The 20,951-nt window shown below is 74.3% G+C and carries 13 protein-coding genes; 9 read left to right on the top strand and 4 right to left on the bottom strand.

Features of this window, described 5'->3' with window-relative positions:
- Nucleotides 1-23 precede the first annotated feature (23 nt).
- A complete protein-coding gene (locus ACGF3H_RS14820; RefSeq protein ID WP_393586909.1) occupies nt 24-1,553 on the top strand; it encodes a helix-turn-helix domain-containing protein in 1,530 nt (509 codons plus the stop codon).
- Between the two features lie 357 nt (nt 1,554-1,910).
- On the opposite strand, the gene ACGF3H_RS14815 is transcribed toward ACGF3H_RS14820, so the two are convergent.
- Nucleotides 1,911-2,429: a transglycosylase SLT domain-containing protein gene (locus tag ACGF3H_RS14815; RefSeq protein ID WP_362499464.1), complete on the bottom strand. Its 519-nt coding sequence runs from the start codon at nt 2,427-2,429 to the stop codon at nt 1,911-1,913.
- Nucleotides 2,430-3,968: 1,539 nt separating this feature from the next.
- Between ACGF3H_RS14815 and ACGF3H_RS14810 the strand changes: the two genes are divergently transcribed.
- The gene (locus ACGF3H_RS14810; RefSeq protein ID WP_362499466.1) at nt 3,969-4,793 is read left to right on the top strand and encodes a dienelactone hydrolase family protein; all 825 of its coding nucleotides are present in this window, start codon (nt 3,969-3,971) and stop codon (nt 4,791-4,793) included.
- Here ACGF3H_RS14810 and ACGF3H_RS14805 read toward each other — a convergent pair.
- The gene (locus tag ACGF3H_RS14805; protein WP_362499468.1) at nt 4,723-5,430 is read right to left on the bottom strand and encodes a GNAT family N-acetyltransferase; all 708 of its coding nucleotides are present in this window, start codon (nt 5,428-5,430) and stop codon (nt 4,723-4,725) included. The genes ACGF3H_RS14810 and ACGF3H_RS14805 overlap by 71 nt on opposite strands.
- A gap of 126 nt (nt 5,431-5,556) precedes the next feature.
- Nucleotides 5,557-6,090 carry a hypothetical protein gene (locus ACGF3H_RS14800; RefSeq protein ID WP_362499469.1) on the bottom strand — a complete coding sequence of 178 codons (534 nt, stop codon included), beginning with the start codon at nt 6,088-6,090 and terminating at the stop codon, nt 5,557-5,559.
- 274 nt (nt 6,091-6,364) lie between these two features.
- On the opposite strand from ACGF3H_RS14800, the gene ACGF3H_RS14795 reads away from it, so the two are divergent.
- Nucleotides 6,365-9,193 carry an AMP-binding protein gene (locus tag ACGF3H_RS14795; protein WP_362499471.1) on the top strand — a complete coding sequence of 943 codons (2,829 nt, stop codon included), beginning with the start codon at nt 6,365-6,367 and terminating at the stop codon, nt 9,191-9,193.
- A 154-nt stretch (nt 9,194-9,347) separates the two neighbouring features.
- On the top strand, nt 9,348-12,377 hold the full coding sequence (locus tag ACGF3H_RS14790) for a BTAD domain-containing putative transcriptional regulator (RefSeq protein WP_362499473.1): 3,030 nt from the start codon (nt 9,348-9,350) through the stop codon (nt 12,375-12,377).
- 68 nt (nt 12,378-12,445) lie between these two features.
- Here the strand turns inward: ACGF3H_RS14790 and ACGF3H_RS14785 are convergent, their stop codons facing one another.
- Complete coding sequence (locus ACGF3H_RS14785) at nt 12,446-12,610, bottom strand: hypothetical protein (RefSeq protein ID WP_362499474.1); 165 nt, start codon at nt 12,608-12,610, stop codon at nt 12,446-12,448.
- A gap of 225 nt (nt 12,611-12,835) precedes the next feature.
- Between ACGF3H_RS14785 and ACGF3H_RS14780 the strand changes: the two genes are divergently transcribed.
- The 5 genes from ACGF3H_RS14780 to ACGF3H_RS14760 all read left to right on the top strand — a co-directional run bounded on the left by ACGF3H_RS14780 (nt 12,836) and on the right by ACGF3H_RS14760 (nt 20,940).
- On the top strand, nt 12,836-14,677 hold the full coding sequence (locus ACGF3H_RS14780; RefSeq protein WP_362499476.1) for a BTAD domain-containing putative transcriptional regulator: 1,842 nt from the start codon (nt 12,836-12,838) through the stop codon (nt 14,675-14,677).
- Between the two features lie 93 nt (nt 14,678-14,770).
- Entirely contained in the window at nt 14,771-15,703 is a 933-nt protein-coding gene (locus ACGF3H_RS14775) for an aromatic prenyltransferase (protein ID WP_362499478.1), read from the top strand.
- 96 nt (nt 15,704-15,799) lie between these two features.
- A complete protein-coding gene (locus ACGF3H_RS14770) occupies nt 15,800-17,584 on the top strand; it encodes an FAD-dependent monooxygenase (protein WP_362499479.1) in 1,785 nt (594 codons plus the stop codon).
- A 49-nt stretch (nt 17,585-17,633) separates the two neighbouring features.
- Entirely contained in the window at nt 17,634-19,151 is a 1,518-nt protein-coding gene (locus ACGF3H_RS14765; protein ID WP_362499481.1) for an FAD-binding oxidoreductase, read from the top strand.
- Between the two features lie 106 nt (nt 19,152-19,257).
- Entirely contained in the window at nt 19,258-20,940 is a 1,683-nt protein-coding gene (locus ACGF3H_RS14760) for a prenyltransferase/squalene oxidase repeat-containing protein (protein ID WP_362499483.1), read from the top strand.
- Nucleotides 20,941-20,951 lie beyond the last annotated feature (11 nt).

The following is a 20,951-nucleotide window of genomic DNA, read 5'->3' as shown; positions in this document are numbered from 1 at the left end:
ATATCTGAGATAGCCTCAACCTCATGGCAGACGACTACCTCGTACGCATCGGCAAGCTCATCCGTGACGCCCGGCAGCACCGCGGCTGGACGCAGTCACAGCTTGCGGAGGCGCTCAACACCAGTCAGAGCGCCGTCAACCGCATCGAGCGCGGCAACCAGAACATCAGCCTTGAGATGATCGCCCGCATCGGCGAAGCGCTGGACAGTGAAATCGTCTCCCTGGGCTACGCGGGTCCGATGCACCTGCGCGTGGTCGGCGGCCGCCGGCTGTCCGGCGCCATCGACGTGAAGACCAGCAAGAACGCCTGCGTGGCCCTGCTGTGCGCCTCACTGCTCAACAAGGGGCGCACGGTGCTGCGCCGGGTCGCCCGCATCGAGGAGGTCTACCGCCTCCTGGAGGTGCTGGGCTCCATCGGCGTGCGCACCCGCTGGATCAACGACGGCACCGACCTGGAGATCGTGCCGCCGGCCGAGCTGGACATGGAGGCCATCGACGCCGAGGCCGCCGTCCGCACCCGCTCCATCATCATGTTCCTGGGCCCGCTGCTGCACCGCATGGACCGCTTCCGGCTGCCCTACGCCGGCGGCTGCGACCTCGGCACGCGCACCATCGAGCCGCACATGATCGCGCTGCGCCGGTTCGGCCTGGACGTCGCCGCGACCGAGGGCCACTACCACGCGGTGGTCGACCGGAGCGTGCGCCCGGGCCGCCCGATCGTGCTGACCGAGCGGGGCGACACGGTCACCGAGAACGCGCTCCTCGCGGCCGCCCGGCACGACGGCGTCACCGTCATCCGCAACGCCTCGTCCAACTACATGGTCCAGGACCTGTGCTTCTTCCTGGAGGCCCTCGGCGTCAAGGTCGAGGGCATCGGCACCACCACGCTGACCGTGCACGGCCTGCCGGTCATCGACGTCGACGTCGACTACTCCCCCTCCGAGGACCCGGTCGAGGCGATGAGCCTGCTGGCCGCCGCCGTCGTGACGGAATCGGAGCTGACGGTGCGTCGCGTCCCCATCGAGTTCCTGGAGATCGAGCTGGCCGTCCTCGAGGAGATGGGTCTCGACCACGACCGCACGCCGGAGTACGTCGCGGACAACGGCCGCACGCGCCTGGTGGACCTCACCGTCCGGCCCTCCAAGCTCGAGGCGCCGATCGACAAGATCCACCCCATGCCCTTCCCGGGCCTGAACATCGACAACGTCCCGTTCTTCGCGGCCATCGCGGCGTCCGCGCAGGGCAAGACCCTCATCCACGACTGGGTCTACGACAACCGCGCGATCTACCTGACCGACCTCAACCGCCTCGGCGGCCGCCTCCAGCTCCTGGACCCCCACCGTGTCCTGGTCGAGGGCCCCACCCGCTGGCGCGCCGCCGAGATGATGTGCCCGCCGGCCCTGCGCCCGGCGGTGGTCGTCCTGCTGGCGATGATGGCGGCGGAGGGCACGTCGGTGCTGCGCAACGTCTACGTCATCAACCGGGGGTACGAGGACCTGGCGGAGCGGCTGAACTCGATCGGGGCGCAGATCGAGACGTTCCGGGACATCTGAAAGGGCTCCGTAAAGACGCCGTCGTCCCCCCTCCCGACCTGCATGGACGCGAGGCCGTAGGGAGCGTGGTGGCTTCCTTGGGACGCACGGGGCGCGACGCAGGCGGGGGGCGGGGGGGCGGGGGGGGCCCCCCGCCCCCCCCCGGGGGCGGGGGCCCCCCCGCCCCCCCCCCCGCCCCCCGCGGGGGGGGCGGGGCGGGGGGGGGGGGGGGGGCCCGGGGGGGGCCCGGGGGGGGCGCGGGGGGGGGGGGCGGGGGGGCGGGGCCCCCCCCCCCCCCCCGCCGTGCTGCCTGGGCCCCGCCGGCCTCCGCGCGGGACCGGTTGTCCCGGGGGCCCAGGCGGTCAGTGGGTCCGCCGGTCAGTAGGCGGAGTCGACGTTGTCCATGGAGCCGTACTTGTCGGCCGCGTAGTTGCAGGCGGCGACGATGTTGGCCACCGGGTCGGTGATGGAGTCCTTGGTGCCCTTGACGTGGTAGTAGTCGAAGGTGGGCTGGATCGTCTGGAGCAGACCCTTCGAGGGGATGCCGTTCTGGGCGTTGACGTCCCAGTTGTTCTGCGCCTTCGGGTTGCCGGACGACTCGCGCATGATGTTGCGGTGCAGTCCCTCGTAGGTGCCCGGGATGTTCTTGGCGTCCATGACGTCCAGCGCGGTGCGGATCCAGCCGTCGAGGTCGTTGCCGTACTTCTTCTCGCCGGCCTTGACGATGGCCTCGATCTTGTCGGTCTGGGCCTGGGTCTGCGCGGTGGAGGCCTTGGCCGGCTCGGCGGCGTGCGCCGGGCTCGGGGCGAGGGTGAGGGTGACGGCGGCGGCGCCCGCGGCGGCGAGGGAGGCCACGGCGGACTTACGGATGTTGGGGCGGCGCATGATGGCGTGCATGGGTGTACCTCTCCATTCGGGAACGTGATGGGGAGGCCGACGGGGGGTCGGCGACGCGGTGTCCGCGTTGGACGCGGCTTCGCGTCATCAGGGCCGGTGTCTGGATCACGGACGGGCTCTTCCCGTCCGGTCCCGGCGCTCGGCTCCCCGGTACGCCGAACACATTGCGGAACGCTCCGGCGCCGCGACAAGTGTGTGACCTACTACGCCGCTTCGCAGACGGGCCGCGTGACGGCCCCGGACGGCTGGCGCCCGGGCGGGCGAGCGGCCGTCGAACGTCTACTAACTCGGGCCCTGTGTGACGTGAGCCCTGTGCGCGCCCTCACAGAGCCGGTCACCCGGCGGTCACCTGTCGTCACCCTGCGAAGACAGATGCCTCACTCGACGGAACACCGCCGTCACCGTTCGGGGTCGCGAGGAAGGCCCGCGTCCCGATACCAGGCGAGGTGGTGCCCGAGGACGCACGTGACGAGGCTGTGTCACTCGGTACGCGCGGAACTCCGCGCCCGCCGCGGCCGGGGGACGCGCCTCAGCGGGACCGCGTGCCGAGGTCCGTGAGCAGGTCGTTCAGCACCGTTTCCTCCTCGTCCCAGACACCGCACTCGGGGGGAGTGACGGCCAGGGCCGGGTCCCAGGGGGCGGCGGCGGGCGGGCCCTCAAGGCCCTGTCTCGGCCAGTGTGGTCACCGCTGCCCGGTGTTCCCCCGCCATGTACCGCGACGGCCGCCAGACGCTACGCACCAGTGCCGTGGCGATGCGGACCCGCCCCGATCGAGATCACCGTGGTAGCCGTCCGGGGCCTGGGCAAGCCGGTGCGCGAGGATACGGAAACCGACTGTCCGGCTTTGCGCCTCCAGGGCGGCGTACACGTCCTCCGGTCGCAGATGCACCGCGAACCGCTCCTTGGCGGCGAGGAAGGCTCGCAGGACCGGTAGAGGCAGGAGGTCATCTCGCTCGGCCCTTCCACCGCGGCCCCGAGCTCACGCTCCCGCGGCGGCGAACTCCACGAGACCGAGGCGTTCTTCGCGGCGACCCGGGAGCGCTACGACGCCGTGCTGGAGTGCCTCTCCCGCACCCGTCCCCACCTGGCGGTACGCCGACTGCCCTGCTCGGGGCGTTCCGTGGACGAGGTGGCCGCCGAGATACGCGACGCCGTCGCGGCCTTGTCCTCGCAGCCCCTTCCCGGCGAGATCTACGGTGTCCGGGTCAGCGACCGACTCCCCCACATCGCCGCAGGTCACCGCGTCGGCTGGTCTTTTCCGGGACATCTGGCCGGCGGTGCCGCCGTGTGGCCGTCATAGCCGCCAACCCCTCTGCCGGGTCGGCGCGTTGGCATCGGTGTCGTCTCGTGGTCTATGGTCCGGGCATGACTACCGGGACGGCCTCGTGCCACACACGGATCGGTGACCCGGTGCTCCTCTGAGTGCCGTGCGGGCCGGTGCGGGTCCGTGGTCCGGTCGAGGGTCCCGCGCCGCCGCGCGGGCCCCGCCTCCGTCGTGTCGATCACGCACTCGGCACATCGACCACGACCGGAGGACCCATGCCCGTCAAGACCCTGCAGATTCCCACCGCGGACGGCCACGCCGACGCCTTCGCCGCCTTCCCCGACCGCGGCGAGCGGCACCCGGGGGTGCTGATGTACCCGGACGGCTTCGGCGTCCGGCCCGTGCTGCGGGACATGGCCCGCGAACTGGCCGGACACGGGTACTACGTGCTCGTGCCGAATGTTTTCTACCGGCACGGCCCGGCGCCCGTGATCGACCTTCCCGAGTACATCGGAGAAGACGACCGGGCCGCGGTCCTCGCCCGGCTGATGCCCCTGATCGAGGCGCACACCGTCGACCGCGTCCTGCGGGACGCCGACGCCTACCTCCGTTCTCTCACCGCTCAGCCCGAGGTCGTCGGCGGACCTGTCGCGGTGACCGGTTACTGCATCGGCGGTCTCCTGGCGACGCGTACCGCCGCGGCCCACCCCGGTCGGGTGGCCGCCCTCGCCGCCTTCCACGCCCCCGTGGGCGCGGACGGGGCCGACGCTCTCTCCGGGATCACCGCTGAGGTCCACTTCGGTCATGCCGCGAGCGACCTGACGCCCGACGGCCTGCGCGAGCTCAACGAGGCGCTGGAGGCCGCGGAGGTCGACCACACCTCCGAGATCTACCCCGGCACGGTCCACGGCTTCACCATGGCCGACACCGACGCCTTCGACCCCGGCGCACTGCAGCTTCACTGGGAGCGGTTGCTTCCCCTTCTCGGCCGGTCCCTGGCCGGCGGCCGAGGCGTCGGCCAGGGGGCCGTCACGGGGTGCGGTAGCCCCGGAACGTCACCTGCTTGCGGGTCTCGAAGCCGAGGCGTTCGTACAGCGTGATCGCGGCGGTGTTCGTCTCGGCCACGTGCAGGAAGGGGCGTTCGCCACGGGCCTCGACGCGCGTGACGAGCGCTTCGACCAGGCGTGCCGCGTGGCCCCGGCCGCGGGCCTCAGGAGCGGTGCAGACGGCGCTGATCTCGGTCCAGCCCGGGGGCCGCAGCCGCTCCCCGGCCATCGCCACCAGCGCGCCGTCCTCCCGGATGCCGAGGTAGGTGCCGAGTTCCCGGGTGCGCGGCCGGAACGGCCCCGGCTGGGTCCGCGCGACCAGATCGAGCATCTCGGGCACGTCGTCCGCGCCGAGTTCGACGACCTCCGCGCCGGTCCGGGCACGGGGGTGAGGGAGCCGGCCGTCACCGGGCAGGACCAGCTGGCGGCCCTCCAGGCGGAAGACGGGCTCCCAGTCCGGTGGCGGAGTGGCCGGACAGCTGAACAGGTCGGCGAACGCCCCGGGGCCGAGCAGTTCGGCCAAGTCGGTCCAGGCCGGCGCGTCCGCGTCGGCGGGGACCGCGCAGAAGGTCGTCACGTCCGGCAGGTAGGTCGCGGCCCGGCCCAGCCGCCGGGCGAGGTGTGCGTGAGCGCCGCGGAGCGACCGTCCCACCGGGTCGTCGAGGGCCCGGATGTCGTCGTCGTCCGTCATGGTGCCGCACCTCCCGTGGGCCGGTCGACCCGCCGGCGATCATATGCGTGCGCCGGGAGAGCACTCACGGCGTCCCCCGGGGGCAGGGGCTCCCGGGGGACGCGGTCGGTGCGGTGCGGGTGGTGACTACCAGGTGAAGGCCGCCGACTGGTTGCCGGTGGCGACGCAGTAGGACGTGAAGCTGCCGCCCGCGTCGTTCACGGTGAACTTCAGGGACCAGTTGGACGCGCTCGGCGCGCCGGTGAGGGCGACCGAGTCGGTGGTGTCACCGCTGGAGAGGGACCCGCTCGCGAGCGGGAGCGGGCCGAAGGTGAGCGGGTCGCCCGTGTTCGCGGCCTCGTGCACGGTGCCGGAGAACTGCACCTCGCTCGTCGCGCCACCCGACGTCTTGTTCAGCTTCAGCGTCGTGGTCACGGTGTTGGCGTCGAGCGGGAACTGTGTGCGGATGTCCGTCGAGTCGATCCGGACCGTCTTGCCGCTGCCGGAGTCGGCCGCGGTGAGCGTGACGGTGCCGCTGCCCGCGAACCCGCAGTCGTACGAGGCGGTCGCGGTCGCCGGAGCGACGGCGACGGCCGAGCCGGCCAGGGCCAGGGTGGTCGCGAGCGCGCCGGAGGCGGCGATCGCGGTCAGGGTGAACCGTCGCGTCGAGAAGCCGTGCATGGGGGTGTGCTCCTTCGTGGCAGGTGCCGTATTCCTGACAGAACTGGGCTGTGCGGTCGCCGGGCCCGGCGTCACTGCCCCAGTACAGAACGTGATCCTCTGCTCGTGGTTGGCGATCTCTTGGTCCGCGCCGCTGAGCTGGGCGGAACGGCCCTGGGCGAGCCGTCGCCCCGAGGGGTCCCCGGTGTTCGCATAGGTCGGATATGGCGCCGCCGGGCACGGTGGGCGGATTCCTTCGACCCGGGGGACGCCCATGGACCTCACAGGAGCAGCCTTGTCCGAACCGCAGACCGGCGCCGGCGCCGGCGCCGGCGCCGAGTGGTGCGTCGTGCTCAACGGTGAGGGTCAGTACTCGCTCTGGCGGACCGGTCGTGAACTGCCCGCCGGCTGGCGCGTCGAGGGGACCAGGGGGACGCGGGAACGGTGCCTGGCGCGGGTGCAGGAGGTGTGGGCCGATCCGCGTCCGGCGGGGCTGCGCCGTCGTACGGCGGAGGGAGGGCGGGCGGGCGGCGTCTGCGTCACCGAGATCGTCGGGCGGCTGGCGCGGCGGGTGCCGGGGGCGGCGGCCGTGCGGGGGGACGGGTTCGCGCTGTCCTTCGGGGAGCTCGACGCGGCGGCGAACCGCTGGGCCCGGTACCTCGGGTCGCTGGGTGTGGGGCGTGGCGCGCTGGTGGGGGTGCTGCTCGGGCGGGGCGCCGGGCTGCACGCGGTGACGCTGGGCGTGTGGAGGGCGGGGGCCGGGTGCCTGCCGCTGGATCCGGCGTTCCCGGCGGCCCGGCTGCGGGCGCTGCTCGCCGCCACGGGGGCGCGGTTCCTGGTCTCCGAAGTGGCGTACGGGCCGGACGGGTTCGAGGGCGAGGTCCGGTACGTGGACGATCCCGAGGTCTGCGGTGCGCTCGCCGGGCAGTCGGGCGGACCGCTCGGCGGTGCGCCGGATCCGGAGGACGTGGCGTACGTGACGCAGGTGCCCGCGGCGGCCGGGCGTCCGCTGGCCGTGGCGGTCACGCACGGCGGGCTGGCGCATCATGTGACGGCGGCGGCGCGGGGGTTGGGCGGGGTCGGGGACGGTGGTACGGCGGTGTTCTCGTCGGTCGCCTCCGAGTCGGCGGTGACGCGTTTGTGGGCGTCGTTGTGCGCCGGCCGGCGGGTTCTGCTCGCGCCGCGGACCCTGGATCTGGCGGGGCTGGGCGAGTGGCTCGCGGCGGCGGCCCCGTTCGCGTTCCTGGTGCTGACGCCCGGCCAGCTGGAGCTGCTGGTGCGGCAGCTGGGGGACGCGGGGACCGCCTCCCTGGCCGGGGTGTTCGTGGTCGCGGGCGGGGCGCCGGGGCCCGCCGTGGCACGGCTCACCGGGCTGCTCGGTCCCGGGCGGCTGCGTACCGCGTACGGGACGGCGGAGACCTCGTACGGCGGCGTCGGTCCCCTGCCGCCCGGCGCTGACGCAGGGCTGCGGGTGCTCGACGGTGCCTGTCTGCCCGTGCCGGACGGTGCGGTGGGCGAGCTGTACGCGGCCGGCCCGGGGGTCGCCCTGGGTTACGTGGGGCAGGCCGCGCTGACGGCGCTGCGGTTCGTCCCCGACCCCCGCGGTCCCGTGGGGGCGCGGATGTACCGCACCGGGCAGCTCGCACGACGGACGGCGGGTGGTGAGGTGCGGCTGCTCGGCCGCAGCGACCGGCAGCTGTGGGTGCGCGGCCACCGGGCCGACCCTGCGGAGACCGAGGAGGCGCTGTACGACCATCCGGGTGTCGGGGAGGCCGTCGTCCTCGGCGTGCGGGCCGCGCCGGGCGATGTCCGCCTGGCCGCCTACGTGGTCCCGCGCCCCGGCGCGGAGGGGCTGGACGCGGCGGCGCTGGCGGCCCACTGCGGGCGGCGGCTGCCCGGGCACCTGGTACCGGCGACCATCACGCTCCTCGACGAGGTGCCGCGCGACGCCGACGGGCGGGTGGAGCGGGCGGCGCTGCCCGGGCAGGGCGGGCCGGGCAGCGCCGGTGGGCCAGCCTCACGGAAGCGGCGCACGTTCCTCGGCGGGAGCAGCCTCGCGGAGCTGCTGGCGGCCCACCGGGTGCCGGGCGCCTGCGTCGCCGTGCTGGAGGACGGCGCCCTCGTGGCGGTCGAGGCAGCGGGCAGCGACGGCGCGGGCAGGCCGATCACTCCGCGCACCGCCTTCCCGGTGGGGACGTCGAGCCGGTACGTCGCGGCGCTGGGCGCGCTGCGCCTGGTGGAGGAGGGGGTGCTGGCCCCGGACGCCGTGGTGGGCCGCAGGGGGGACACGCCGATCACCCTGGCGGATGTGCTGGGCCGCGCCGGCGATGCGCCGGGCCGTGCCGGCCGCCCGCTGCGCCGGGCCGGCGAAATCCGGGGTCGCGCCGACGATCCGCTGAGCCGCGCCGGCCGTCCGCCGGGCCGAGCCGGCGAAACCCCGGACCGTGCCGACGATCCGCCGAGCCCTGCCGGCCGTGCGCCGGACCGTGCCGACGTCGGCGCCCTGCTGCTGCCCGCGCTGCTGGAGGACGTCACGGGCGAGGCGTTCGGGCCGCTGATGCGGCGGCTGGTGCTCGGGCCGCTGCGGCTGGACGACAGCCGCTTCGGCGAGCCCTCGCCCCGGACCGACGGCAGGAGCGGCGCTCGGGTGGCCCGCGTGGGCCACGACGCCGCCGGGCGCGCGCTCGACGGCGGCCGGGCCGGGCACCCGTACGAGCTGTGGACCACCGCCGCCGACCTGGCCGAGGTGGTGTTGGAGCTGCGGCGTTCCCTGCTCGGCGCTCCGCTCGCCCTGCTCGGCCCCGACACCGCGGCCCGTGTGTGGCGACCGGGCCCGGACGGCCTCCGCTCCCTGGCCGCGACCCTCGCCGGCGCCGACCACGTCCCCAACTCCGGCCCCGGCTCCGGCTCCGACCCCGACACCGACACCGACCCCGTGTTCGCGTACGAGGCCGCCCCGCCCGGCTTCCACGCCTCTTCGGTGCTCCGCCTCCACGCCGGCCGCGGCCTCGTGGTGCTGGCCAACGGCCGGGCCGGAAACCGGGTGGGCGAGGAGATCGAGGACCGGCTGCGGAGCCTGCGCCGACCGGCGAGCGGGGGCCGGACGGCTGGTGACGGTAGGTGACAGGCATCCCCGGATCCCCGGGTGACGGCGAAGTCACGGGCACGCAGCGTGAGTTGTCGGAGAACTGTGTTGTCAGGACCAGATCCGGTCCACACAATGTCTCCGCAATGTCTTCGCGGGGGGCGGGACGTGCGCGGTCCTGGAAGGAGGCGGTGTGGCGCCTCGTTTGTCGTTCCAGGTGCTGGGCCCTCTCAAGGTGAGCGTGGACGGCCGTCCGCTGCTGCTGCGCAGCGCACGGCAGCGCACGGTGCTCGCCGTGCTGTTGCTCACCCCGGGCCGGGCCGTCTCCGTGGACGCACTCACGGACGCCGTCTGGCCCAGCGATCCGCCCGTCACGGCACGCAACCAGATCGCCATCTGCGTCTCCGCGCTGCGCAAGACGTTCCGCGACGAGGCGGGCGTCGACGGCCTCATCGAGACGCTGCTGCCGGGATACGTGCTGCACCGGGACGGCCACTACGTCGACGTGGCCGACCTGTACGAGTCGGCCGCGGCCGCCCGTGCCGCCGCCGAGGCCGGGGACCCGAGCGAGGCCGCGGCACGCTTCGAGGACGCCCTGGCGCTGTGGTCGGGGCCGGTGCTCGACGGCATGGACGGCGGTGCGCTGAACGGCACGGTCGACCGGATCTCCGAGCTGAGGACCGACCTGACCGAGGAGTACGCCACCGTCCAGCTCCAGCAGGGCCGCTACCGGTCGGTGCTGGAGTGCCTGGCCCCGCTCGTCGCGGAGAACCCGCTGCGCGAGCATGCCCGCGCCCTCCTGATGCAGGCCTACCGCGCGTCGGGCCGCAGGTCCGAGGCGCTGGACTGCTACCGCGAGGGGCGCCGCGTCCTCGTCGCGGAGCTGGGCGTGGAGCCGGGCGCCGAACTGCAGGAGCTGCACCGCACGGTGCTGGAGGGTGAAGGGCGGGCCCCGGTGCGGACCGCCGCGTCCGCGGACACCGTCGCTCCGGACGCTCCCCCGGGCCCCACCCCTGCCGTAGTGCCGCGTCAACTCCCCCTGGCGCCCGAGCCGTTCGTCGGCCGGGAAAAGGAGCTGGAGGCGTTGCAGGGGCTCGTGCCCCCGGCGCCGGGGTTCGCGGGCGCCATGACGGTCCGGGTCGCGACGGTGTGCGGCCCGGCCGGCGTCGGCAAGAGCGCGCTCGCCCTGCACTGGGCCGACCGCGTCGCGGGGCGCTTCCCCGACGGCCAGCTCTACCTTGACCTCCAGGACGGGCACGGCGGGCCCGGCACCCCCGAGGCGGCCCTGGAACGGGCGCTGCGCGCGCTCGGGGTGCCGGGCACCTCGATCCCGGCGGGCGTCGAGGACCGCGCCGCGCTCTACCGCAGCACCCTGGACGGCAGACGTCTGCTCGTCGTCCTCGACGACGCCCGCTCCGTGGACCAGATCCGTCCGCTGCTGCCGGGCCGCGGTCCCGCCCGGGTGCTCGTCACCAGCCGGGACCCGCTGAACGGGCTCACCGGGACGCTGGCCGTGGCCCGGGTGGAACTGGGTGCCATGAGCCCGGCCGAGTGCCTGGACCTGCTGGCCGCCACGATCGGCGAGCACCGGGTGTCGGCCGAACCGTCCGCGGCACGGCGCCTGGTGGAGCTGTGCGACCGGCTGCCGCTGGCCCTGCGCGTCGTCGCGACCCGGCTGCTGTCCGACCAGCGGTGGTCGCTGCGCCAGATGGCGGCGCGGATGGAGGACCGGCGCGAGCGCGTCAGCGTGCTCAGCCCGGGCGAGAGCGGGGTGCGCTCGGGCGTCTGGCTCGGCTACCGGGCGCTGTCGGTGCAGGCCGCCCGGCTCTACCGGCAGTTGAGCATGCTGGACGTGCCCGACGTCCCGTCCTGGATCGGCGCCCCCGTCCTCGGCGTCACCCCGGAGGCGTCCGAGGAACTGCTCCACCAGCTCGTCGGCGCCCAGCTCCTGGAGATCCGTCCCGCGCCGGGCGGCGGGCCCCGCTTCCGCTTCCAGGAGCTGATGCGCCGGTTCGCCCGGGAGCGGTGCCTGGCCGAGGACGCTCCGCAGGAGCGCCGGCAGGCCCTGGAAAGGGTCCTGACCGCCGTGCTCACCCTGGTGCACGCGGCCCAGGAGCAGCTGTACGGCAAGGGCGAGGCCCCGCACGGCGGTTCGTCGCCCGTCGAGCCGGTCCCGGGCGAGACGGTGAGTGAGCTCGTCGCCGACCCCGTGGAGTGGTTCGAGGACGAGCGGGAGACGCTCGGTGCCCTGGTGGCGCAGGCGGTGCGCGACGGGCAGACGGAACGGGCCTGGCTCCTCGCGGTGGGGACGGTTCCGTTCTACGAGACGCGCAACTATCTGGAGGACTGGCGGCGCACCGCCGAGTGCGCCCTGGAAGGCGCCCGGAACGCGGGCGACACCCGCGGGGCCGGCACCATGCTCCGCACCCTGGGGACGCTCGCGATCTACCAGCGCCGCTACGGCGAGGCGCGGGAGCGGCTGCTCACCGCCCTGACCCAGCTGGAGCGGACCGACGACGTCCAGGGACGGGCCATCGTGCGGCGCAACCTCGCCGTGTGCGCCCGCTTCCTCGGCGACCTCGGCGAGGCGGCCCGCTACTGCGAGGAGTCCCTGGTGCTGTTCCGGCGGGCCGGGGACAACTCGGGCCTGTCCCACGCGCTGGGTCTGCTGGCCCAGGTCGAGATCGAGCAGGGCAACCCCGAGCGCGGCGTGGAGCTGAGCAACGAGGCGATCGAGGTCAGTTACGAGGCCGGGTCGCTGCGCAGCCGCACCCAGAACCTCTACCGGCTCGCCGAGGCGCTGCTCGGCGCGGGCCGGTCGGCGCAGGCGGAGCGGATCTGCCACGACGTGGTGGGACTCACCCGTGGGCAGGGCGACCGGCTCGGTGAGGCGCACGGCCTGTGCGCCCTCGGCGAGGCGCAGTGGCGGCAGAACGAGCCGCACAAGGCCCGGGCCAGCCTGCGGCGGGCGCTGCGTCTCGCGGAGGAGGTGCGCGACCGGTTCCTGCAGGCCCGCATCGTGACCCACCTGGCCTGCGCCGAGGCGATCCGCGGCGGATCCGGCGCCGGCGAGCCGCTGGACTGGGCCGAGACCGAGTTCCGTACCCTCAACGCGCCGGCGTGGGAGCGGCGCGCCGGCCGGCTGCGCGCGGTCCTGGAGTCGCACGACGCGCCCCGCCCGATCGAGGGGTCGGTCCTGGCCGGTCTGCTGGCCGACCGCTGACCCTCCCGCCCCTCTTCCCCGTTCCCTCCGTCACTCCGCGCTGGAGCGTCCCGCGTCCCGCGTGCGCGTCAGGTCCAGGGCAGGTCGTCCTCCCCGGCAGTGGCCTGCGCGCTGATCCCGGTCCAGGGCAGGTCGTCCGTGCCCTGCTCGCCTGCGCCCAGGGTGAGGAGCAGCGGGAGGAAGAGGAGCGCGGTGCCGGCGAGCGCACTCGCGAACGTACGGGGATTACGCATGGAGGAATCTCCTCGTCATTTTGGGAATGCCCGCAGAAATAGCCTGACGGAATTTCTGGAATCATCCTAGGGGTGTGCGTTTTTAGGGTTGTTTCGCCGTCATTTCGCGTGCCCTAATCGAGACGATAACGCGCGAAAAGCGCCTGTGGGTAGCGTCCTCGAGCGTCATTCGAAGGACATTGGACCGAGCGGGACGGAGAGTGCGCTGTGCCGAACTCTGCTGGTGTGTCTCCCCGGACCGCCGATGCGGCGTCCGGGGAGGCCGGCCCGGACACGGCCGCCTCGGGAGCGCTCGCGTTCCGGCTGCTGGGCCCGGTCTCCGCGGCCCGGGCGGGCACGGTGGTCCCGCTGTCCGGAGCGAAGATCCACACCGTGCTCGCGGTGCTGCTCCTGGCGCGCGGTGCTCTGGTCACCGACAGCCGGCTGAGCGCCGCGCTGTGGGCGGAGGAGCCGCCGGCCACCTCGAACGCGCAGATCTACACCTATGTCTCCCGGCTCAGGAAAACCCTGGGGAACGACGTCCGGATCTCTCGGCAGGGTCCGGGATATGTGCTCGACACCGGGAATTGCGAGGTCGACCTGTTCTCCTTCGAGCGGCTCGAACGGCTCGGCCGCCAGGCCCTGGAGGAGAACCGTCACGCGGAGGCGGGCAGGCTGCTCGGTGAGGCGCTCGGCCACTGGAGCGGCCAGGCCCTGGAGAACGTGACCGAGCACCTGCTGCGGTTCGAGCGCCCGCGTCTGGAATTCCTGCGGGCGCAGGCGCTGGAGCGGCGGATCGAGGCGGACCTGTCGCTCGGCCGGCACCGTCTGCTGGTGCCCGAACTCCTCTCCCTGGTGGCCCGCTTCCCCATGGACGAGAGTCTGCGCGCCCACCTGATCACCGCGCTGCACCGCTCCGACCGGCAGGCCGAGGCCGTCCAGGTCTACGGAGAGGGCCGCCGGATCCTCGACGAACAGCTGGGCGTCGTGCCCGGACGGCAGCTCAGCGAGGCCTATCTGCGGATGCTGCGCGGCGAGAGCGCCGTCCCGGTGCGCCGTCCGGTCCTGCTGCTGCCCGCCCGGGCCGCCGCGTTCACCGGGCGCACCGCCGAGGCGGCCCGGCTCCGCTCGTTGCTGCTGCGCCGCCCCGCGGGGCCCGGCGCGCGGCTCAGGGCGGCACTGGTCACGGGCATGCCCGGCAGCGGCAAGACGGCCCTGGCCGCCGAGGTGGCCCACGGGTGCGCCGAGGCGTTTCCGGACGGCGTGGTGCACGCCGACCTCCAGGACGCCGACGGGGCCGCGCGGCCGCCCGCGTCGGTGCTCGCGGAGCTCCTCGCCGCACTGGACGGGACCGAGGAGACCGCGCGGACCGCCCGGCACGGTACGGGCGGGCTGGTGCGCCGCTATCGGGCCCGGACGGCGGACGCCCGGCTGCTGGTCGTGCTCGACGACGCCTCGGGCGACGCCCAGCTGACCGGACTGCTGCCCGCCGGCCCGGACAGTGCCCTGCTCGTCACCAGCCGGACGCGGCTGACCGCCGTGCCCACCGCCCACACCGTGAGCCTCGGTCCGCTGGACGACGAGGACGCCGTGGCGCTGCTCACCGAGTGCGTCGGCGACGACCGTGCACGGGCCGAACCCGGGGCTGTCCGGGACGTGGTGCGCCACTGCGCCGGGCTGCCGCTCGCGCTGCGCATCGCCGGCGCCCGGCTCGCCGCGCGGCCGCACCGGTCCGTGGCCCGCTTCGCCGGCCGGCTCGCCGACCCGCACACCCGGCTCGCCGCCCTGAGCTACGGCACCCTCGACCTGCCCCGCACCTTCGACCGTGCGGTGACCCGGCTGAGCCCGGCCACCAGGGCCGTGCTGCCGTGGCTCGCCCCGGTGGGGCCGGGCCCCTTCACCGCCCCGTGCGCGGCCGGGGTGACGGGTCTGGCCGAGGCCGAGGCGGAAGGCGCCCTGGAGGAACTCGTCGACGCCGGCCTGCTCTTCGCGGAGCCCGGCGGCGCCCTCGGTGAGGACCGCTACCGCTTCCACCCGCTGGTCCTGCTGCACGCCGACACGACGCCCCGAACGGACCTGCCCCGGTGAACGCCCCGGCGGCCGGCGGCCGGTGCGGTGACAGCCCTGTTCACAACGGACGGCCGGGACCGGCCGCCACGACGCACAAGGATGGTGACTGCCATGAGTGAGGCGGCCCCGATCACTCGACAGGACGCGGTGCGGGCCCTCTACTCGGCCATCGAGGAAGCGGCCGGACTGCTGGAGGTGGAGTACGCACCCGACGACGTGCTGCGCGTCCTGCACCTCTACGGAGGCGATCTCACCCAGGCCGTGGTCGCGTTCCGGGTGTCGACCGGCGCGGGCCGCGCGGGTGAGCTGGACTGCCGGTTCACGGTGCCGCAGGACGTCGATCCGTACCGACTGGCGGTGGACAACGGCCTGTTGGAGAAGACCGGCCACCCCGTGTCCCGGCTGCTCGCCGACCTGCGCGACAACTGCCCCGTCGACGGTTACGGCATCGACTTCGGTGTCGCGGGAGGGTTCAAGAAGATCTGGGTGGTGCTTCCCCGCACCGCCCTCCAGGACGTCACGAAGCTCGCCGGCCTCCCGTCGATGCCGCGCAGCCTGGGCGAGAGCCTCGGCTTCATCTCCCGGCACGGCCTCGGCGACACCGTGGGCCTGCTCGGCATCGACTACCGCAACCGCACCGTCAACATCTACTTCGGCGAGCCGCCCGCCGGGGGCATCGCCCCGGAGTCCGTGCGCTCCATGCTCCGCGAGGTCGACCAGGCCGAGCCCAGCGAGCAGATGCTCCGGCTCGGCCGCCAGGCCTTCGGCGTCTACGTGACCCTCGGCTGGGAGTCCCCGGCCATCGAGCGGATCTGCTTCGCCGTGGCGACGACGGACCCGGCCTCCCTGCCCGTCGAACTCGACGAGCGGATCGGGGAGTTCGTGCGGCACGTGCGACGCGCCGATCCGGACACCAGGTTCGTCTACGCCGTCGCCTCCCAGCCCGACGGTGAGTACTACAAGCTCCAGTCCTACTACCGGTGGGGCGCCGGCGTGCCGGAGATCATGCAGCTCCCCGAGGGGGCCCTCGCGGACCCGGTCTGACCCGGCGCGGAATCCCGCCTCTTCACTCCCCGCTCTCGTCTCTCCCTCTCTTCTCGTCTCCCCTTGCTGTCTCATCCGTTTCCGGAAGGACGAACCTTGAGCACCGTAGAAGTTCCCGTACTGATCGTGGGCGGCGGCGGCTCCGGCCTGGCCGCGTCCGTCTTCCTGTCCGGCCACGGCGTCGAGCACCTGCTGGTGGAACGCCGCCCGGACACCTCGCGCCTGCCGAAGGCGCACTACCTCAACCAGCGCACGATGGAGATCTTCCGCCAGTACGGCCTGGCGGACGACGTCGCCGAACCGGCCGCCTCGCCCGAGCAGTTCGGCACGGTCCGCTGGCAGACCACGCTCGCCGGCGACGGCCCGCTGGACGGGCGGGTCATCCACGAGATGGACGGTTTCGGCGGCGGCGCGCTGCGCGAGGCGTACGAGGCGGCGGGCCCCGTGATGCCGACCAAGCTGCCGCAGCTGCGCCTCGAACCGGTGCTGCGCCGCCACGCCGAGGAGCGCAACCCCGGGGGCGTCCGGTTCGGCCACGAGCTGGTCTCCCTGACCGAGAACACCGGGAGCGGGTCCGGCGAGGGCATCACCGCCGAGATCCGCGACACGCAGACCGGCGAGGTCACGACGGTCGTCGCGCAGTACGTGATCGCGGCGGACGCCGGCCGCACGGTGGGGCCCGCGCTCGGCGTGCGGATGGAGGGCCTGCCCGCCCTGTTCGACGCCACCACTGCGTACTTCTCCGCGGACCTGTCGCAGTGGTGGACCGAGGGCTCGGTCATCACCTGGTTCGTCAACCCCTACCGCCCCGACCTGTCCAGCGCGCTCATCGAGATGGGCCCGACCTGGGGCAAGCACTGCGAGGAGTGGGGCCTGCACCTGCCGCTCGCCGGCATCGACCGCACCGACGAGGAGGCGGTCGTCGGCCGCATCCGCGAGGTGCTCGGGCTGCCCGGGCTGGAGCTGACGCTGCACGAGGTGACCAGCTGGAGCGTGGAGGCGGTGCTCGCCGAGCGCTACCGCCACGGCCGGGCGTTCCTCGTCGGCGACGCCGCCCACCGCCAGCCGCCCGCCGTGGGGCTCGGCCTCAACAGCGGCATCCAGGACGCGCACAACCTCGCCTGGAAGCTCGCCGCGGTGCTCTCGGGCCGCGCCGGCGACGCGCTGCTCGACACCTACGAGGCCGAGCGCCGGCCCGTCGGCCAGTTCAACCTGGGCTGGGCGATGTCCGCCGCCGGGCACCTCCAGGTGGTCACCAATGCCGCCGTCGGTCTCGGTCCGCACGTGCCGCCGGAGCGCCGCACCCCGGTGTTCTTCTCCTACTTCTCGCCGACCCCGGTCGGTGCGGCGCAGCGCGCCCGGGCCGCGGAGATCTTCGCGACGCACCGCGGCGAGTGCCAGGCCCTCGACGTGGAGACCGGCTTCGCCTACGAGCAGGGCGCGGTCGTCCCGGACGGCAGCCGCCCGCCGGCCCGCTCACCGCTGGGCGACGAGTACCGGCCCACGACCCGGCCGGGTCACCTGCTGCCGCACGCCTGGGTCGAGCGGGACGGCCGGCGCGTGTCCACCCACGACCTGGTCGGCTCCGGCACCGGCTTCGTGCTGATCACCGGGCCGGAGGGGGCCGCGTGGGCCGAGGCCGCCGAGCTGGCCGGCGAGAAGCTCTCGGTGCCCGTGACCGCGGTCCGGATCGGCGGTGAGGACGCGGAGTGCACCGACGCCGACGGGGTCTGGCAGCACCTGCGCGGGACGGACGCGGCGGGTGCCGTCCTGGTCCGGCCCGACCAGCACGTGGCCTGGCGTGCCACCGGCGCCGAGGCGGACCCGGCGGGGGCGCTGACCGGCGCGCTCGCCCTCGTCCTGGGTCACCGGGCCCCGTGACCGCCCGCACCCCCGTCCCGTACTCCCCGACGAACACGGAAGAAGCAGCATGATCAACAGACGGTCCTTCCTCGCCGGCGCCGGCGGTGCCGCGCTGGCCACCACGGCGCTGACCGGTGCCGCGCAGGCCAAGGGCGACGCGTTCGGCACCCGGTGGAGCCGGCTCGCCGACCGCCTCCGAGGACGCCTCGTCCTCCCGTCGGACGCGGACTACCAGCGGGCCAAGCAGCTGTACCAGGTGCAGTTCGACGCCACCAGCCCCAGGGCGGTCGCCTACTGCGCGTCCGCCGCCGACGTCTCCGCCTGCGTGCGCTTCGCCGAGGCCCACGGCATACCCGTCGCCGCGCGCAGCGGCGGCCACAGCGCGGGCGGCTACTCCACCACCGAGGGCCTGGTCATCGATGTGTCGGGGCTCGATTCCGTCGTGCGCGGCGAGACTTCGGTGCGGATGGGCCCCGGTGCCCAGCTCGTCGACATCGCGGACACGCTCGCGCCGGCCGGTCTCGGCATCTCCGGCGGGTACTGCCCCACCGTCGCGGCCGGCGGGTTCTTCCAGGGCGGCGGCATGGGCCTGTTCACCCGCAGCATCGGCATCGCCTCCGACAAGCTGACGTCGGCGCAGGTGGTCCTCGCCGACGGGCGTCTCGTCACGGCCTCGCCCCGCAGCCACAGCGACCTGTTCTGGGCGCTGCGGGGCGGCGGCGGCGGCAACTTCGGGATCGTGACGTCGTACGACGTCACGCCGTCGCCGCTGACCGACGTGGCCGCCATCAACCTCGTGTGGACCTTCGACCGGTCCCTGGACATGCTGGACGGCTGGACCCGGTGGCTGCCCGACGCCCCGTGGACGATCGGCAGCGGTGTCAACGTCACCCTCACCGACGCCGGGCCGGGCACCGTGCCGACCGCGTCGGTGTTCCTCGGGTCGGTGGACACCGGCGCGGGCTTCGACGCCGAGATCGCCCGGCTGATCTCGCTGGTCGGCCGCCCGCCGGTGTACCAGCAGAAGTTCACCGCCCCGTACCGGTCGGTCCTGATGTCGCTCTACCAGTGTTCCGACCTGACGGCGCAGCAGTGCCACCGCGCCGACACCTCCCCCGACGGGCGGATCCAGCGCCCGGCGTTCGGTGCCTGGCGAAGCCGGCTGTTCGAGCGGACGATGCCGCGCGAGGGCTGGGCGAAGGCGCTGGAGACGTTCGACGCCAACCGGTTCGCCGGGCAGATGCGCCAGTTGCAGATCTCGGCGCTCGGCGGCCGGGCCAACACCGTGGCCCGCGACGCGACCGCCTACGTCCACCGCGACAGCCTGTTCTCGGTCAGCTACCTGACCTCGAACGCCGCCGCACCGGTCACGGACGAGGCCAGGGCCGCCGCCTGGGAGTACGTCGACGACGGCTTCGCGGTGATCGACCCGTACTCCAACGGCGAGACCTACCAGAACTTCATCGACCCGCGCCTGCCGGACTGGCGGCGCTCCTACTACGCGGAGAACTACGCGCGGCTGGCCCGGGTCAAGGACCGCTACGACCCCCACCGGTTCTTCCGGTTCGCACAGGGCGTCAGGTGATCCGCCGCCCGGCTCCGCGCGGGGGCCCCTCCCCGGCGGGGCCGGGCCCGTCCCCCGCAACCCCGGGCCCACCGGCCCTCCGGACCGGCTCAGACAGGAGTACTCCATGAAGATCGCGGACCCGGTGCGTCCGGCCCCGCTGCCGTTGCCGTTGCCCGATGAGGTGTCCCCGGGCCAGGTGCACCGGGCCACGACCCGGCTGGTCGCCCACATCAGCGGCCGGACCGACGACGACGGTGCGATACGAGAACAGTGCGAGAGCAGAGTGCTGGAGTCGGCGCTCGCCCTCGCGCTCCTGACCCGGACCGGCGTGGACTCCCCCGCCCGGGACCGGCTCCTCGCTTGTCTGCGCGGGTACCAGGAGTCCCCGGACGAGCTCGACCGGGTGCTCGCCTCGCGTGCCCTCGCCGCCGCCGCGGGCCGGCGGCCCGACGGCGACAGCGCCCTCGTCGCCACGCTGGCGTCGGGCGTCCTGGGTGCCGCACCCGGCTTCATCTCCACCCGCCGCCGCCTGATGGTGTACGCGGTGCTCTCGGTGCTCGGCTGCCCGCTGCCCGCCGACGCCGAACTCCCGGGCGGCGGCGAGGTCCCCACCGACCCGTTGCACTCGTGGGCCGCCGTGCAGCAGGCGTCCATCGTGCTGATCCTGGCCGGTGCCCTCGGCGTACGGAACCGGGCCACCGAGGCCGCCCTGGACACGCTGCTGGCCACCGACCCCGGCGGCACGGTGTGGGAGGGCTACGTGCTGATGCACCTGCTGGTGCTGCACGCCCTCGCCGGGACGCCCGGCCACGAGGAGACCGTGCGCCGCGGCATCACGACGCTGCTGCGTCACCAGCGCCCCGACGGGGGCTTCCCGTTCGTCCTGGAGATGCACAACTGGTGCACGTCCACCGGCGGTCTCGCCCTGCACGCGGCGGGTGCCGAACCGGCGCTGCTGCGCCGCATGGCGTCGACGCTCGCCGCCCAGCGGGGCGGCGCCACGCTGCGCTCCCTCTCCCGCGGCGAGGCGCTGACCGGCGGCTGGTCCATGTCCCCGCTCGTCGCGCAGAACGACGTCGACGACACCTCGTGCGCCCTGGAGTTCCTCCAGGCGGTCGACCCGGTCGCGCACGCCGGGACGGTGCGCGAGGGCGTGGCCGCGCTGCTGGCCGTGCAGGGCGCGGACGGCGGCTTCCCGACCTACGTCGGGGGCGCCTCCTCCGAGCCGTGCATGACGGCCGCCGCGGTCTGCGCGCTCGGCCCGCACCCGGCCACCGCGCCGCAGCGCGGCAGGGCGCTGGCGTTCCTCGCCGGCAGCCAGCTCGCGGACGGGGGCTTCGAGCCGGGCTGGAGCCGCAGCCGCCTGCACAGCCTGTTCCGGGTGCGGCTCGCCGCCTGCACGGCGGGCCCGGACGACCTGCGCACCGCCGCCATGGCCGCGCGGATCGAGCGGACGGTGCGCGAGACGCAGAACGCCGACGGCGGCTGGGGCATGCAGCCCGGCGACCCCAGCGACGACATCAGCACCGCCTACGGGCTGATCACGCTCTGCCACGCGGACGATCCGCGGCCCGTCGGCGCGGCCCTGACCTGGCTGCTGGAGCGGCAGAAGGCCGACGGCGGCTACGACGGCCCGCCCGACATGGTCGGCCCGCGCCCCTTCGCCTACCACTTCCCGCTGCTCACCGACATACCGGTGCTGCTGGCCCTCGGGCACGCCCGCGCCCGGGTCCCCGGCCTGCGGGGCGTGCTCGCGGGACGCGGTGCGTCCCTGGGCCCGCTGTCCGCCACGACCACCTCCCCCTGAGAAACACCACT

Origin of the sequence: Streptomyces sp. NPDC048185, assembly GCF_043202495.1 — a bacterium.
Classification (GTDB): Bacteria; Actinomycetota; Actinomycetes; order Streptomycetales; family Streptomycetaceae; genus Streptomyces.
The sequence above is the reverse complement of the archived record's forward strand: the minus strand, read 5'-3'. Positions and strand labels throughout refer to the sequence as shown.